General features: G+C 52.0%; 10 protein-coding genes and 1 pseudogene. 3 read left to right on the plus strand and 8 right to left on the minus strand.

What is annotated here, in order from left to right:
- Positions 1-665 (minus strand): annotated as a pseudogene (locus ACUVQO_RS13500) (hypothetical protein); the annotation flags it as partial.
- A 458-nt stretch (positions 666-1123) separates the two neighbouring features.
- Here ACUVQO_RS13500 and ACUVQO_RS13505 point away from each other — a divergent pair.
- Positions 1124-1882 carry an MORN repeat-containing protein gene (locus ACUVQO_RS13505; protein WP_445926391.1) on the plus strand — a complete coding sequence of 253 codons (759 nt, stop codon included), beginning with the start codon at positions 1124-1126 and terminating at the stop codon, positions 1880-1882.
- Positions 1883-1939: 57 nt separating this feature from the next.
- Here the strand turns inward: ACUVQO_RS13505 and ACUVQO_RS13510 are convergent, their stop codons facing one another.
- From ACUVQO_RS13510 to ACUVQO_RS13520, 3 genes are all read right to left on the minus strand, one after another.
- A complete protein-coding gene (locus ACUVQO_RS13510; RefSeq protein ID WP_445926392.1) occupies positions 1940-3145 on the minus strand; it encodes an LL-diaminopimelate aminotransferase in 1206 nt (401 codons plus the stop codon).
- A gap of 145 nt (positions 3146-3290) precedes the next feature.
- Positions 3291-4154 carry a 3D domain-containing protein gene (locus ACUVQO_RS13515; RefSeq protein WP_445926393.1) on the minus strand — a complete coding sequence of 288 codons (864 nt, stop codon included), beginning with the start codon at positions 4152-4154 and terminating at the stop codon, positions 3291-3293.
- Between the two features lie 91 nt (positions 4155-4245).
- The gene (locus tag ACUVQO_RS13520; RefSeq protein ID WP_445926394.1) at positions 4246-8244 is read right to left on the minus strand and encodes a hydantoinase B/oxoprolinase family protein; all 3999 of its coding nucleotides are present in this window, start codon (positions 8242-8244) and stop codon (positions 4246-4248) included.
- Between the two features lie 58 nt (positions 8245-8302).
- Here ACUVQO_RS13520 and ACUVQO_RS13525 point away from each other — a divergent pair, with 58 nt between their 5' ends.
- Both ACUVQO_RS13525 and ACUVQO_RS13530 read left to right on the plus strand, forming a co-directional pair.
- A complete protein-coding gene (locus ACUVQO_RS13525; protein ID WP_445926395.1) occupies positions 8303-9259 on the plus strand; it encodes a LysR family transcriptional regulator in 957 nt (318 codons plus the stop codon).
- A 207-nt stretch (positions 9260-9466) separates the two neighbouring features.
- Positions 9467-12061, plus strand: coding sequence for a hypothetical protein (locus ACUVQO_RS13530; protein WP_445926396.1), 2595 nt, complete (start codon positions 9467-9469; stop codon positions 12059-12061).
- A 48-nt stretch (positions 12062-12109) separates the two neighbouring features.
- Here the strand turns inward: ACUVQO_RS13530 and pbpC are convergent, their stop codons facing one another.
- The 4 genes from pbpC to ACUVQO_RS13550 form a co-directional block, all read right to left on the minus strand.
- On the minus strand, positions 12110-14539 hold the full coding sequence (gene pbpC, locus ACUVQO_RS13535) for a penicillin-binding protein 1C (protein ID WP_445926397.1): 2430 nt from the start codon (positions 14537-14539) through the stop codon (positions 12110-12112).
- The gene (locus tag ACUVQO_RS13540) at positions 14499-14708 is read right to left on the minus strand and encodes a hypothetical protein (protein WP_445926398.1); all 210 of its coding nucleotides are present in this window, start codon (positions 14706-14708) and stop codon (positions 14499-14501) included. Before ACUVQO_RS13540 ends, pbpC begins: the two co-directional genes overlap by 41 nt.
- 13 nt (positions 14709-14721) lie before the next feature.
- A complete protein-coding gene (locus ACUVQO_RS13545) occupies positions 14722-15315 on the minus strand; it encodes a gamma-glutamylcyclotransferase (RefSeq protein ID WP_445926399.1) in 594 nt (197 codons plus the stop codon).
- A gap of 301 nt (positions 15316-15616) precedes the next feature.
- On the minus strand, positions 15617-16069 hold the full coding sequence (locus ACUVQO_RS13550; RefSeq protein ID WP_445926400.1) for a hypothetical protein: 453 nt from the start codon (positions 16067-16069) through the stop codon (positions 15617-15619).
- Positions 16070-16080: the final 11 nt, after the last annotated feature.

Genomic DNA, 16080 nt, shown 5'->3' on the forward strand with positions numbered 1-16080 from the left:
GGCGGACTTGCGAGCGTGGGGCGAATGTTGAATCCTCGGGGAGCGTCCTGAGCTTTGGGAATTGATGGAGACGCAACGCTGACTTTTGGGGGAATTGGGAGAATTGGGGGAATGTTGAATCCTAGGGGAGTGTCCTGAGCTTTGGGAATTGATGGAGAAGCAACGCTGACTTTGGGCTGGATCGTGGAGCCACCCGTATTACCTCGAGCCGTTGTTGTACCCCGGTCCGGTGAAGGACGAGTTCCAGGTGGATTCGGTGCTGGACTCCCCATCCCCCCAGCCGGTTGAGTTCCTGGCTGAGGACCAGGTAATCCGGGTGCGGATGGTACAGGTTGAGGAGATGCAGCAGGTGCGATCGGCACATTCGGTAGCAGTCCGGCAAAGGGATCGCGAGGTTGGTTTTTGATCTCAGTCTGAACTTGCCGTGCCCGTTCCTGAGAATTGGTTGGTTGAATTAACCCTGGAATAGCAGGAGCAGGTGGCTTCTGGGTAACTAAAGGTTGGGCAGTGGCAGGCTTTGTAGGCGATGGGGCGGGTTGGGAACTGACAGCAGGGCTAGGACTAACGGCGGGTGATGTGGCTACAGGTGGGGTTTCATCTGAGGCGCATCCCGCGATCGCTACCGTTATCACCCCAATAAATGCCACCAGCTTAGGCCGACGCATGACAAATACCCCCTCTCAAAAGACTTTAATTCCAAGATAACTCTATTAGGTTTATTCTGTTGAAACTCCTCAAATTTGATCCTGGCTTTCCCACTTTTTAAGGGCAGAATACAGGGAAATTCCCTGTAACACTTGGCCGCGATCGAACAACAACTGATGCCGGCAAATTAGGCTGTTCCGGATGCCAGTTGCTGAACAATTAATCTTGAATTTCGCCCGCAAGAAAATGCTGCATTTATTTAATTAAACGTATAAAATTAAACGTATAATTGAATGGAAGTCTGGCCAAAATACTGGAGTTTTCCTGAAAAGAAACTACAGTTAATCTCAGACACGGTTTTACTACCCGTCTGCATCGTCCGATTCTGTATTGTCCTAAAAGTAGACATTCAAAAAGTAGGCATTGCCCTGTGGAGACTACTATGAAGGGTTGCTCAGTTAAGCAAGTTCAATACCTCATGAGTGGGTTGACGCTCACCTTGATGGGTACAGTTCTTAGCTTCGGTACCCACTTACCAGCCCGTGCACGATATGGATTTCTGCAATTAGCCGGAGGCTGGCAATGCGAGGGACGATTTCAGGGCAATAATGGCAATGGTATCTGTGTCCAGCGAGGCGATCAGGGCGAAGTAGAATCTGGCACGCCCTATGATTATTACCGGGGAGATGTCCGAAACGGCACGTTTACTGGCAATGGAACGATCGTGTATAGGAATGGCGATCGCTATCAGGGACAAGTTCGCAACGGTCGCCCCAACGGTCGAGGGATGTTTTTAGTCGCCAATAATGAGCGCTACGAGGGGAGCTTCCGGAACGGTGAATTTCACGGTCAGGGAACTTATACCTACGCTAATGGCAATAAATACGAAGGACAATTTGGCGGAGGACAACCGCATGGCCTAGGCATTTTCACCTTTCTGAAAAATGGCAAGTATGCCTACGCCTATACTGGAAAGTTTTATTTAGGAACCATTAATGGTAATGGAGTGGTGACCCATGCCAATGGTATGCGGTGTAGTGGCGTATTTTACAACAATGATCTAGACGGTCGAGGCACCTGCACCTACCCCAGTGGCAGTCCTTTTAGAAGTTACACCGGAGAGTTACGCAACGGACGGCCAGAAGGTCGGGGAACCCTGGTTTATGCCAATGGTAAGCGCTATACGGGTGAGTTTCGTGCTGGACTCCCAGGGCTTTCACCCGATAAAGGGGACTAGGTAATGAATGTATTCCGTAGAGACGTTCCGCCGGAACGTCTCTACCAGCCAAAATCGTTATCGATTGGTTTCTAGAAACTGGTGAATTCGTTCCACGGCAGTTTCCAAAATTGCCGGATTGTGGACCAGGGCAAACCGGACATAGCCTTCCCCAGATTTACCAAATCCGGCTCCGGGTGATACCGCAACTCCGGTCGCCTCAACCAGTTGCACACAAAACTTGATGGAGTCCTTGACCCAGGGTTCGGGAAGCCTTGCCCAGACGTACATCGTAGCTTCTGGCCAGGGAACTTGCCAACCGATCCGGTGCAGGGCATTGACAAATGTATCTCGACGCTGACGAAAGATTTCTACAGATGCTTGCACGCCATCCTGGGGGCCAGTCAGGGCGGCGATCGCCCCATTCAAAATGCCGCGATACTGATTAAAGTCAATCGCTGCTTTGACCTGCCGTAACGCCCGAATTAACTCACGATTGCCGATCGCGTATCCCACTCGGAAACCGCCCATGTTGTAAGACTTGGACAGGGTGAAGAATTCAATGGAAACGGTTTTGTCGGGGTCGGCCTGCAGGATGGAGGGAGCCAGGGAGGAAGGCGATGTAGGGTGTAGGGTGTGGGGTGTGGGGAAGATGAGATCGACGTAGGGGAAGTCGTGGACGAGGACGAGGTTGTGTTGCTGGCAGAAGGCGACGGCGTCCTGAAAGAAGGAAAGAGGGGCGATCGCGGTGGTGGGGTTATGGGGATAACTCAAGACCATCATTTTGGCCTGAGCCAGTACGGGAGTCGGAATCTCTGCGAATACAGGGAGGAAATTATTTTCCGCTAGTAGGGGCATAGCATAGATTTGGCCACTCGCCAGATAAACGCCGCCAGCATGGGAGGGATAACCCGGATCGAGCAGCAGCGCAAAATCACCCGGATTCAGGATGGCCAGGGGTAAATGGGCAGTGCCTTCCTGAGAACCAATCAGGGGTAGAACTTCAGTTTCTGGGTCAACCGCTATCCCAAACTTTTGCTGATACCAGGTGGCGGCGGCTTCCCGGAAAGGACGGGTGCCGTGAAACAACAGGTAGCCGTGTGTCTGAGGATCGGAGAGCGATTGAGCGATCGCTTCTAGGACATGAGGCTGGGCAGGCAAATCTGAGGATCCTAGCGAAAGATCAATTAACTCCCGACCCAGCGCTCTGGCTCTAGCTTTCGCCTGATCCATATCCGCGAACACATTCGATCGAAGAGGCCCCAAACGATCAGCAAATTCCATAACCCTTCACTCTCAACTATCAGCAACCTGCGCTCAACCCCGAGAGGCGTTTCCCATTCCGCGATCGATCCCCCAGAGCCTGAAGCCCTATTTTAACGAACTGGAGCGATCAGGCGACGATTAACCTGTCGCTCTCCCCCTGCTTCTACCTTCCACTCCGATGCAAGGCAAACAGCGCCTGCCTAATATCAGCATCCTGAATCAGGAAAGCACGGAAGGTACCCGTAGAACGACTGGTGATGAAAGGAAAGGGATTTTTCATGGAAGTGCCAATGAAAATATCGATGTGATTGCCCTTAATCCCACTCCCCACGTCAGCAGCGAAGAAGAACCCATCATGGAACACCCGATCTCCGGACGGCAACGTAACAATTTTTCCCCGTGCTTCTGGAATGTAGATAACGGAACCAATGGGAATCTGAGTGCGATCGACGGCGATCGTCCGGTAAGGCACCAGGCGATACCCATCCGTCCCCTGACCATAGGAGTTTTTGGCGAGAGCAAACCTGACCCGATTTACCCGCTCCAGCGTAGAACTGGAAAGACTACTGAAAAACGGGGAACAGTCTGTCTGCGGCGTGTTGCCCCGACCCGCAAAGTTATAGACAGAGGTTCGGCCTCCGAATTCCATAATCTGTACCGTTCCTTCCAACGCGGCATGGCACCAGTCCTCACGAGACAGCCGTGGCCCTAGCGGTTGTCCCCTGAGATCCAGTAGCGGCTGCCCATTGGCCACGGCTTGAGCACGATGAATGGAATAGTAGGTAGCCCATAAAGTCACAGGAGTGGCGCGACTCATCGCATTGAAGCTATTCACCTGGAGCCAGACATCCTGGTGAGGCAAGTTGAAAAGCTGTAACCGACCTGATGTAAAGGGTATGGTAGCAGGATTCAGAAACAGGGATGGAGGAGCCGCGATCGCCGTTAAGCCAGCATTAGCCGCAATCCACATCCCAGTCATTTTTCCTAGCAGAATACCTCTAACCCGTAGTGCAGCAGACAACGACATGGACGGTTTTTAAAACAGGACTTGAGCATTCATTATCCACGCCTTTAAGAGGAATAGAGCAGGAAAAGGGGTGGAGGGGGTGTTCAGAGCTTCACTTTCCCCCTCCAAACCCTCCGCCTCCCGGTGTTTCAATCACAAACACATCTCCTGCCTGCATGTCAACCTCTGCTTTGCTGCCCAAATTTTCCACCCTGCCATCTGCCCGTTCTACCCGATTGCAGCCTGTTCTACCGGGACTGCCCCCCTGCAACCCGAAGGGGGGAACGAGGCGATGACCAGAGAGAATTGCAGCCGTCATCGGTTCCCGAAAGCGAACCCGGCGAATCACCCCGTTGCCACCGGGATAGGTTCCTGATCCTCCACTGTCAGGACGAATCGAGAAAGTTTCCAACAGGACGGGAAATCGCCATTCTAAAACTTCTGGATCGGTGAGGCGGGAGTTGGTCATGTGGGTATGAACGGCATCCGTACCAGCGAAGGTGGGGCCAGCTCCAGAACCGCCACAGATGGTTTCGTAATACTGGTAGCGCTGGTTGCCAAAGGTGAAATTGTTCATGGTGCCCTGAGACGCAGCCATTGCGCCTAATGCCCCATACAGCGCATCTGTCACTGTTTGAGAAGTTTCGACATTTCCGGCCACCACAGCGGCAGGTGGTTGGGGATTAAGCAGACAGCCTGCAGGAACGTGGATGGTTAACGGTTTTAAACATCCTGCATTCAGGGGGATGTCATCGTTGACCAGGGTGCGGAAGACATACAGTACAGCCGCTTTGCAGACCGCTAAGGGAGCATTAAAGTTATTCGGCTGTTGCGGAGAGGTACCCGTAAAGTCAATGGTAGCGCTGCGAGTAGCGCGATCGATGGCAATCTGTACCTGAATCTGACAGCCATCATCCATCTGATAGGTGAAAGCACCATCATGTAGGGCATCAATCACCCGCCGCACCGAGGCTTCCGCATTATCTTGAACATGCTGCATATAAGCCTGGACTGTTTCCAACCCAAAGTGCCGTACCATCGCCTGCAGTTCCTGAATCCCTTTCGCGTTAGCTGCCACCTGCGCTTTTAAATCTGCTAAGTTCTGCACCGGATTGCGAACGGGATAGGCACCGGAAGTCAGCAGTTCCAATAATTCTGCTTCCCGAAACCGTCCTGCTTCGACAAGTTGAAAGTTGTCAATCAAAATCCCTTCCTGGTCAATACTCACACTATTCGGTGGCATTGAACCGGGCGTGATTCCCCCAATGTCGGCATGATGACCACGGGAAGCGACATAGAAGAGGGGAGAATTATGAATTATGAATTTTGAATTATAAATTGCTTCTTCATCTCCCCCATCTCCCCCATCTTGCTGCCCTCTGCATTCTGACTTCTGCCTTTCCTCCGCAAAGACTGGTGTAATCACCGTGACATCGGGCAAATGAGTGCCCCCGTTATACGGATTGTTCGACACATAGACGTCACCCGGTTTGAGAGACGAACCGCGATCGCGAATCAGGGATTGCACACTTTCGCCCATTGACCCCAAATGAACTGGGATGTGGGGCGCATTCGCTACCAACTGGCCCTGCTGATCAAAAATGGCGCAGGAGAAGTCTAACCGCTCCTTAATATTGACGGAATAGCTGGTGTTTTGCAGGGTAAAGCCCATCTGCTCGGCGATCGCCATGAACAGGTGATTGAAGATTTCCAGCAAGACCGGATCAGGGGGATTGGGGATTGGGGATTGGGGATTGGGGGGTGGGGAGGGGGAGAGAGGGAGAGAGGGAGATACTGAATTTTGGATTTTGGATTGTCCTTCGTTCTTTGTTCTTTGTCTCTGGTGTTCCAATGACGAATGACCGATGGCTAATGACGCTTCCTGCGGATCCCTAATCCCTAATCCCCGATCCCTGATCCCTAATTCCTGATCGCCTACTTTCTTCACCATCAAATGCCCTTTCTGCGTTAACTCCGCCTGCCATCCAGGTTCAATCACATTGGTGCCGATGGCTTCCAGGACGATCGCGGGGCCAGGAATTACATCTCCGGGCAATAAATCGTCTCGCTGGAAGAGAGGCACGTCTTGCCAGGAGCCGGAGACGTACATGGGACGGGTAGCGATCGCGGCCAAAGGTTGATGACGTTGGCGCGTGATGTCTGGTTCATTCAAGTGGGCAGACAGCCCCACTGCTTCCAGAGAAAGGGCTTCCACGACGATGGCTTTGTCGCTGGCAATGAAGCCGTAGCGCTGAAAGTGAGCCTGCTCAAACCGTTGAGTCATGGTGGGTATATCGCCAAAGTCTACGAGCAAAGCCGAGTCCGTGCCTTCGTAGCGAAGATGGGCTGTAGGCAGGATTTCCACCTGGGCATCGGCATCGAGCTGTGATTGCAGTTCGGCTCTGGCCAGGGCTTCCAAATCAGCCAGGGTTTGCTGCAACTGGGGCAGGGTAGCCTCGCTCAGGGGTGCTTCTACCGATCGCTCCCGAATCACACTTTGATTCGCCAGCCCCATGCCATAAGCCGACAATACGCCTGCATACGGATGAATGAAGACTTGCCTCATGCCAAGGGAATTGGCGATCGCGCAGGCATGTTGTCCTCCGGCTCCCCCAAAGCAGCAGAGAGTGTACTCGGTAATGTCGTACCCCCGTTGCACAGAGATCTTTTTGATTGCATTTGCCATTTTTTCCACTGCGATCGCCAGAAATCCTTCAGCCACCTGTTCCGGCGATCGTCCGTCTCCAGTGGCAGCTTGAATCTCCTCTGCAAATTGCGTGAATTTCTGGCGCACAATCTCTGCATCCAGAGACAAATTACCCTCCAACCCAAACACCTGAGGAAAAAATTCTGGCTGAATCCGGCCTAACATCACATTGCAATCTGTGACTGCTAGTGGCCCACCACGACGGTAGCAGGCTGGCCCCGGATTGGCTCCAGCCGATTCTGGCCCCACCCGATAGCGAGAACCATCAAAAAACAAAATTGACCCGCCGCCTGCCGCCACGGTATGAATCGACATCATTGGTGCTCGCAGTCTCACCCCGGCCACTTCCGTCTCGAACGCCCGTTCATACTCCCCAGCATAATGGGCCACGTCTGTAGAAGTCCCCCCCATATCAAAGGTGATCACCTTCTCCAATCCAGCCATCTGACTTGTCTGCACCGCTCCCACAATGCCTCCCGCTGGCCCCGACAGAATGCTGTCCTTGCCCTGAAACGCCTGGGCATCAGTGAGGCCACCGTTAGATTGCATGAAGAGTAGACGGGGGAATTGGGAATTAGGGGCTGGGGATTGAGGGGAGGCTGTTAGTTGGGTTTCTATTTCCTGCTTCCCACCTTCTAATTCCCGATCCCTAATCCCTGATCCCTGATCTCCAATCCCTGATCCCTGTCCCCCCAGATCTTCCGCTACCTGATTCACATATCGCCGTAAAATTGGGGAAAGGTAGGCATCGACGACGGTGGTATCGCCCCGACTGACGAGTTTTATCAGGGGACTGACTTGATGGGAGACGGATATCTGGGGAAAGCCGATCGCGCGGGCAAGTTCTGCAACCTGCTGTTCATGCTGGGGATAGCAGTAGCCATGTAAAAGGGCGATCGCGCAGGAACGAATTCCCTTGTCGTAAGCGGCTTGTAAGAGCGTGCTTAACCGGGCTGTCTCGGCTGCCGTAATCGGAATCAGTTCTTCTCCCTGAGCGGTGTAGCGTTCGTTGACTTCAATCACCTGCTCATACAACATCTCTGGCAGCACAATCTGGCGGGCAAAAATGTTGGGGCGGTTTTGGTACCCAATGCGCAACACATCCCGAAATCCCTGAGTGGTGACTAACAAAGTACGATCGCCCTTGCGCTCTAACAGAGCATTGGTGGCCACTGTTGTCCCCATTTTGACGGCGGCAATTTGGTCAGCCGGAATGGGATCATCTCCAGACAGGCCCAGCAGTTCCCGAATGCCCTGGATTGCTGCATCTTTGTAACGTTCGGGGTTCTCAGAAAGGAGTTTGTGAACGGTCAGGCTGCCATCCGGTTTACGCGCCACAATATCGGTGAAGGTGCCACCGCGATCGATCCAAAATTGCCAGTGTTGCGAGGTTGTGGGTGCCATGATGGATTGCCGAGTGAGAGTGCTATCAGCATAAGCAAGCCAAGATATACTTTCAATAGTGATTTATTTCAATCAAAATATCAGTAGCGATATAGTGATGGAATGGCAGCGGCTCAGCACCCTGGAATTAAGGCAGATTTGCTATTTTCTGGCGGTTGTGGAAGCCGAGAATAACTTCAGCCGGGCTGCCGATCGCCTGCACATTGAGCAACCTCCTTTGAGTCAACGGGTGCGATCGCTGGAAAAAGCGCTGCAAGTGCAACTGTTCGATCGCCGCCATCGCCCTTTGCAATTGACGGCAGCCGGAACAGTATTTTGGGCTGAGGCGCAACTGGCCTTAAGGCATCTGGAGCGGGGTATCACTAAAGCTAAACGGGCTAGTCGGGGAGAGTTGGGCCAATTAGTCATTGGCATTAGCAGCGCTGTTTCTAACAGTGTTTTACCGGATATTTTGCGCACCTTTCGCCAGCAGTACCCGGAGGTGGAACTGGAACTGCGAGAACTGACGATGGAGCAGCAACTGCAAGAATTACGCGATCGCCGCTTAGATATCGGATTTGAACATATTCCCGCTCCCTACAGTCAGAATCCACAATTTCAACTCCTGCCTCTGTTTCAGGAAGAATTGGTCGTCGCCCTGCCAGAAGCCCATCCCCTCACGGCTCAAGCCTCAATTTCCCTGGCAGCACTGACTCAAGAATCTCTGTTGTTGCCCTCTCTTAAAGCATTTCCCTTTTATCAGGAAGTACTGCAGCAGTTTCAGCAGGCCGGCTTAACTCCCAACCTGATGCAAAATGCCAAAGCCACCTGGCTGCTCACTCTCCTCAGTCTGGTCGCAGCAGGAGTGGGTGTGGCAATTCTACCCAGTAGTAATGTGCAAAATATTCAGCGCACCGGGGTTGTCTATCGGGCGATCGCCAACCTGCCTCTGACTCGCCAACTCTCTGCCATCTGGCGATCTGACCATACATCCCCAGTGTTACAGGCTTTTTTTGGAAATTCTGCAGACCGTTAAACTAGCCAGCGGTGAGAGGCTGGGTTGAGTTGCGTCGCTTACCCGAAATTTGTCGATTTAAAACGAAAATTTTTGTAAAAAACTATCACTTGTTGCCTATATCTAGTATTCTTATGCCTTTAAGACTGGATAATGTTCCAGCCTGAACACTAAATATAGATTGATAATCCCCTGAAATCAGCGGCAAGATTCCGTCGAGTGTAAGTTATGGAAGAGTGGAAATTTCTCCTGCAAAAAGATGGCGATCGCTCCTGGCTACCGCTGGATGCCCCAGATGCAGAAATTTTAGAAGGACGCTACCGTATGGTGGCGCGTTCCTCCCAGGTTAACACCGATATCGGAATTCGCATCTGCCATTTAGCGACGGAAGAAGATCCGCCCAAGCGCCGCATCCAGAAACGCTCCAGCCGCACCAATGGCAATGGCTTAATGGTGGTGATTCCCTTCACCTACCTGAAGGCGGGACTCTGGGAAATTTCCTGTTTTTCCACCGATCCCATGTCTGACTTGATGGGGGATACTTTGCACCATACGGTCTGTTTAAGTGTGGCTGCCCCTGTTGCCGAAGGGGAGCCGGATGACTGGGCCATACCATCTGCAACAGATCATTCAGATCTTCCAACTTCAGCAAAATCTTCAAGTGAGACACCGGTTGAGGCCATAGAGGAAGCCTCCCCTCAACCCACAGCCTCGCCAGTGGTCGAAGTGGCGCAATCTAAGGGTCTGTCCATGGAGCGGCTGCTGGCAATGACTGACGACCAGTTATCGCATCAGGTGGTTGACGAGGCATTCCGGGAGTTTCATTGGGAATCTGGAGCAACTACGGGTGCGATCGCCAGCCCTGAATCTGAGCCACTGTCTGCCCTACCCGCGATATCTGACTCAGGAGACAGTGCGTCTGCGGAAATGGAAGAGGCTGTGCCGGCTCTGAATGTTTCCACCCTCCGGTTGCAACTCGAGCGGACGGCGCTAACCGCGAGTCGAGGCCAGATCTTTACCCTGGCCGGACAGATTGTAGTAGACGACCTGGCCCAACTGGAGACAGAAATTCCCGCTCACTGGCTACGAACTCCTACTTCGGGCGAGGATGTCCTTTCCACAACGACCTCAGAAATTGGTTCTTCATCTTCCTTAGAGGGGGTTGTTGCCAGAGAACTGCATCTATGTCTACGAGATCCACAAAGCTCAACCATTCTGATGCGGGAGCAGCAAGCTTTTCCCGGTGGTGTACCGCCCCTGAACTTCAAATTTTCTGTATCTCTACCCCATACCCTGGCTACCTTCTTGCTGCTTGGAGAAGTTGTTTTATATGGCTCTCAGCCGAATCAGGATGAAGCATTGATTGCGCTGCAGGTGATGCCCTTTACGGTCACGGTTGATCCAGAGAATTTGGTCGAAGAATTGAAAAAAGTGAATGCAGCGCTGAATCGGGCGATGCTGGAAGATGGCTCTCGTGGAGCCGAGTTGGCAGATTTAGCGGTGCAATTTTCCCTAAAGTTGCGGCAGGAGAAACTGAAATCTCCACTAGATCTTTCATTTCTCAATCTGACGACCTTTGCCTCTGCCCCAGAGGAACATCCGCCAGTGCAGACGGTCAACCAACCTGTTCAGGCAGGAAGCTCTCAGTCTGCGGTTCGTCCTTTTATCCCTGGCAATACTGCGCCAGCCGCTTTGAAACAAATTTTACCGCCTCAACTTTATCCTGCCCCTGAGCGAGCGATCGGCAAAAAACATCTGGAGCTGCCTGTTTTTGACCGTTCCCCTGCTGGAGTTCCGGCTGCCTCTCCCCCAGGTGATGCCTCACTTGAGGATTTATTTTCCTCAGCAGTTGCCGCACCCATTGAAGAGGGCTCAGTCTTTCAGGGGGCGAGTTTACAAGAGTCCAGTCAGACTGTTGCTCTGGAAACTACTACTCTGGAGCAACCCCCTCTGGAAGCCGCAGGATCTCTAGAAGCCGCTGACTTAGAAAGTCCACTGATCGCCTCTGCAGCCCAAGCATCCGCAGCCAACGTGCCCCAGTCTTGCCCTCCTGAAGCCAGGGAATCGGCTGTTCAGCCTGGAACTTGCCCAGAACTGTCCCGTGTGCTGCCCTCATCCCCCCCGGATGAGGATGCCGCTTCGCCAATCCGGTTAGAATTTCAATCCTTAAAGTTACAGGAGCGGTTTTTGCATCGCTTAATCCAGTTAGCAGAGGATCCTGCCCTGACAGTTTCGCTCAAACAATCCTTGGCCCATGCCTCTACAGGAAGCACTGTGTCTCCGGAGACAAGCCGAGTTGCAACTTCGTCTCCTGTGTTCCTGGAAACCGGGGCAATGGCTAAAGAAATTGTGGTGGAGGATGATTTGTCCTGGCGAGCTGAAGTTCCTCGATCGCCCCGTCGCCGCCTAAATCTCAACTCTGAGGTGCCTCAGAATCAATGGCTCGCCTTGCCGGAAGACACCCCAGTACCAACTCCTGTGGTGGAAATTTTGACCGACCAAATTATTGCAGATTCCCCCATTCAACTGCGGGTCAAACTGCCTGATATTGGGCCGCGAATTGCCGTCAAGTTATGGGTGAGCGATCGCCAGACCCGCACCCTGTTGGATGGCCCTCGTTGGCTGATGGACTTTTCTCCCAATGGCTTTGATCAGCTAGAAACCAATTTGGAGATTACCGCTCCTCAAGGCAGTCTGGATATTCGTATAGAGGCGATTTCAGTGGAAATGCAAACCCAGCGGGAAAGCCAAAAGATAGGGCTAGAGCGATCGGTCATTCCGGCTGGACTGACTAATGTATGGGACGATGACCTAGGCTTTTAACCCGATGGTTCTCGGTTAAGCTTTAAGCAAAGTTGGGAATCGCAAAAATCAGTGGCGGTCGTTGGGTTTCCTGATTGAGATGATGCCACTTCTTTGCCGGAAACCTTGACTTGGGCTTTTTGACCACCCTTGGATTGACTCTTCCTGGAGGGGGTAGAAACCTCCTGCACCACCTGGCGCGGTTTGAGTGAACGAATCGACACTAAAGGAAAATCCCTGACGGGTGGGTTTGGCCTCTACAAGTTGCACTTCAAAGCTGATCCGATCAGTTTTGCCCGCGCTGCTCACCTGCAACGTCCAGGTTCCTGGTTGGGGAGTCCAGAACCAGGAGTTGGCAGTTTGAGTCGCCAGCAACTGACCATTGAGCCGCCATTCAACAGGTTTACTGGAAGAGTTGGTGACTTTGAATTGCAATCGTTGAGCCGCTGCACCTTGCTCTCCTGATGTCTTGCCGATGACAAAAAAGTCGCCGTTTTGGGGAGTGATGATCTTCAGGCGATCGCCCGTCGAAATCGGACTAACGACTTCTGTGGAAGATTGCATCGCCAACCATTCGTTATATTCAGCAGGCAGGTGTAGTTGGTAGTGCGATCGACCATGCTGATCTGTAGCCACCTGATAAAAGGGATCGGGTTGTTGTTCGTAGGCAGCCAGGTCTTCAGGAAACAAATACTCCTGCACCACAGAAGGACAGGCCGGAGTGGGTCGGGCACCCGACAAAGCACAGATCGGCCGTTGAACCAGTCCTTCAGGGGGAGGAAAATTCTCCGGTTCCTGGTTTTCATGCAGATGTAGCATGATCCGATTCCACAACGGAGCCGCCCCCGTTACCCCGGACACCTTTTGCATGGGAGTGCTGTCAAAGTTGCCGACCCATACCGCAACGGTGTAATCCCTTGTGAATCCAACTGTCCAGGTATCCCGGTAATCGGAGGAGGTACCCGTTTTCACGGCGGCTGGAAACGGTAAAGCCAGTAAGGAATTTACTCCAAACGCTTTGGCCCGCGCATGGGGATCGGCGAGCATATCGGTGATCAGTTGCCAGGAAGAGGAATTTTGAATTTGGAATTTGGAATTTTGAATTAAAGAGTTGTTCGATTCAGAGCTGATACTTTTTAATTCAACAAGTTCACCCTGCCGTGCGATCGCTAGATAAGCCCGTGCTAATTCCCACAGGCTCACTTCTCCACTACCGAGGGCCAGTCCTAAACCATAATGTTCAGGGGGTTCAGTCAGGTGCGTAAAGCCCAGTTGGTGTAACCGTTCCAGAAAGGCTTTCACGCCAACTTTCTCCAGGGTGCGAACAGCGGGGATATTTAGAGAATTAGCTAAGGCATAACGAACTCGGACTGGTCCTTGAAAAGTTTCGCTGTAATCGGAAGGGCTATAAAGGCGGGCACCGGGAATAGCGTAGCGGGTTGGGACATCAGCCAGAATCGCATTGGGACGAATCACTCGTTGTTCTAGAGCCAGTTCATAGACAAAGGGCTTCAGGGTAGAACCGGGTTGCCGTAAGGCTTGCACACCATCATTGCGTCCCATTTGTGCTGCCGCGAAGTAGTCTGGTGAACCCACATAGGCCAGTACCGCTCCGGTTTGATTTTCCACAACTAAGGCGGCAGCATGATGCACGTTATGCGATGACAAACTTTGAATAACCTGCTGGACTTGAGTTTCAACAAACTGTTGCAGGGGGCGATCGAGGGTCGTTTGCACCTGAGCCAGATGATTCTCTGGTAAATGTTGCGCCAACCAAAACTGAAAGTGAGGAGCGGCGATAATTCCCTGTGTTCTTGGTTGCAAGGCTACTTCTTCCGCATAGGCCCGATCGCCCTCTGCACGAGTGATATAACCATCCTCCACCATCCGATTCAACACATAGGTTTGGCGACGTTTGAGGGGAATTAGGCGATCGTAAGGTTGCAAATTATTTGGATCATTGGGAATGCCAGCGAGCAAACTCGCCTGAGCCAGAGTTAGGTCACTGGCCGGAATGCCAAAGTAAGTGCGAGCAGCCGCTTCTATGCCATAAATATTGCTACCCATTGGCAACCGATTCACATAAGCTTGCAACACCTCATCCCGACTCATACCTGCAAATAGTCGCCAGGATGTCCAGATTTCCCGGAGTTTGCCAAGCACACCGAAAGGCACCGGATCAATCATGCGAGCCAGTTGCATGGTGATTGTTGAAGCTCCACTGACAATTTGACGTGCCTGAACTGCTTCTAATAGAGCACGCCCGATCGCCCGCTCATCCAGCGCCCCATGCTGGTAAAACCGCTTGTCCTCCGCTGCGACGATCGCTTGGAGGAAATGCGGTGACACCTGAGCCAAAGGGACGGCAATAGCATGGTTTTGATCGCGACTAAGAATCGTTCCTAGGGGCAGGCCATTACGATCGACAAATTCTACCGCTTGCTGCTTTTGCATCAGGTCAGACGATCGAATCGGAGTTAAATAAGGTAGCGATCGCACACTGAGCAGTAGTGCAAATCCTATGAGTAACGTTTTCAGGAAGATGGGCGATCGTTTCCACCATCGCATCACCATTGCCGCCCCTCGTTTCATCTCGCATCACTCCGCGATCGGACAGTGGTAAATGAATACCTCCTCCTTCATAGCCAATCCAGATATCTGATAGCAAACTTCATGCATAGCTAAGCAGAGCGCAAGGGAGAAACCCACTGCTGCTGTTGGAGTTGGTGCATGTGGTTAAAGAGTTGCCAACAATACTGTTCTGGTAAACCGCAAGTAACAGCGCCCCGCATGACCACACTGAAATACCAGTCATTCGGCGCTAATTCTTCTTTCAGCTTATTCACCACCACATAGGTGCGAACATTGCTATAAATTTTGTTTTGGCAATGCACTTCGATCGTTTCATGGCAATAGCCGTGGGGGACTTCTTCCCGTTCATCCAGACGATCGCTTAACCGCCAGGGTAAATAATACAAGACTCCCTCAACTTTGGAGTTAGTATCTTTTACCACATCCAGAACACCACATTTTCGCCGAGGAGATTGACGGTAGAAGCCCAATCGGTAGCCTTTGAGTGTGGCGTGACCAATCACGTAGGGATGAGTACTTTCACCTAATGTTCGCTTCAAATCAACCGGGCACATACAAGAGCCATAGGCAAAGTAATAGAATCCCGCTTCTGACGAATTGATGTCTTGCGCAGGGTGGGAGTGTGGCGATCGCGTGCCCGACTCCACTGGGTGGATATGGGGATGGTTAGAGGAAGTCTTCATATTCTTTTTGCTTAATCTCCAAGAAATGCAAGGGGAGGTTGAAATTTACAGTGAAAACACGAAATTTCCCACCCACACCCTGTCATAGGAATACAAGCTGTTTATAAATAACGAACGATGTATTACAACCCTTTTCAATAAATAGCATAACTCGATTGGAAAACCGTAGTTTGACTGAAATTTAATCAAGTCTTTGCGAAGAATCTACACAAGAAAGGTGGGCTATTTCCGTGAGATTCGCTACAAGCTGGCAGCCTACGTAGAAAAGCTTCCCCGCAATGATCCGGGAGTGGCTGAGTAGTTACTCCAAACGATGGGTTTTTCCCGTTGCGTCTGTCCGGTAGATCCATCGTTGGGAGCCATGAGAGAACACCACCCGCCAACCTGGGATCATTACCTGGGTACACATTTCATCGGGTCTGGCCAACCCCAGGCAACCATTTGGCCAGGTTTTTGGGGAACTTTCCACGACTTGTAATGCTTTAGCGGGAATGCCAGTTTGCTTGCTGAGCGATCGCCGCAGGGTGCTGATCAGCGTTGGGGGCGGTTGGACAGTTTGAGCAGGTGCGGCACTGATCACAAAGCCAGGCTGGTTTGCCATGAAGGATAAAGCGATCGCGGGTTTTCCCGAACCCATGCCCATACCCAGAGACAGCACTGCTGCTAAAGCCAGCGCTGGAGCCATATATTTGGAACTCTGATGCAACTTCTGTAAGTTTTTGACTAAACCAGGTTTGATCTGATCACACTGCATAAACATCATCC

It is taken from the genome of Leptodesmis sp. (assembly GCF_052746595.1).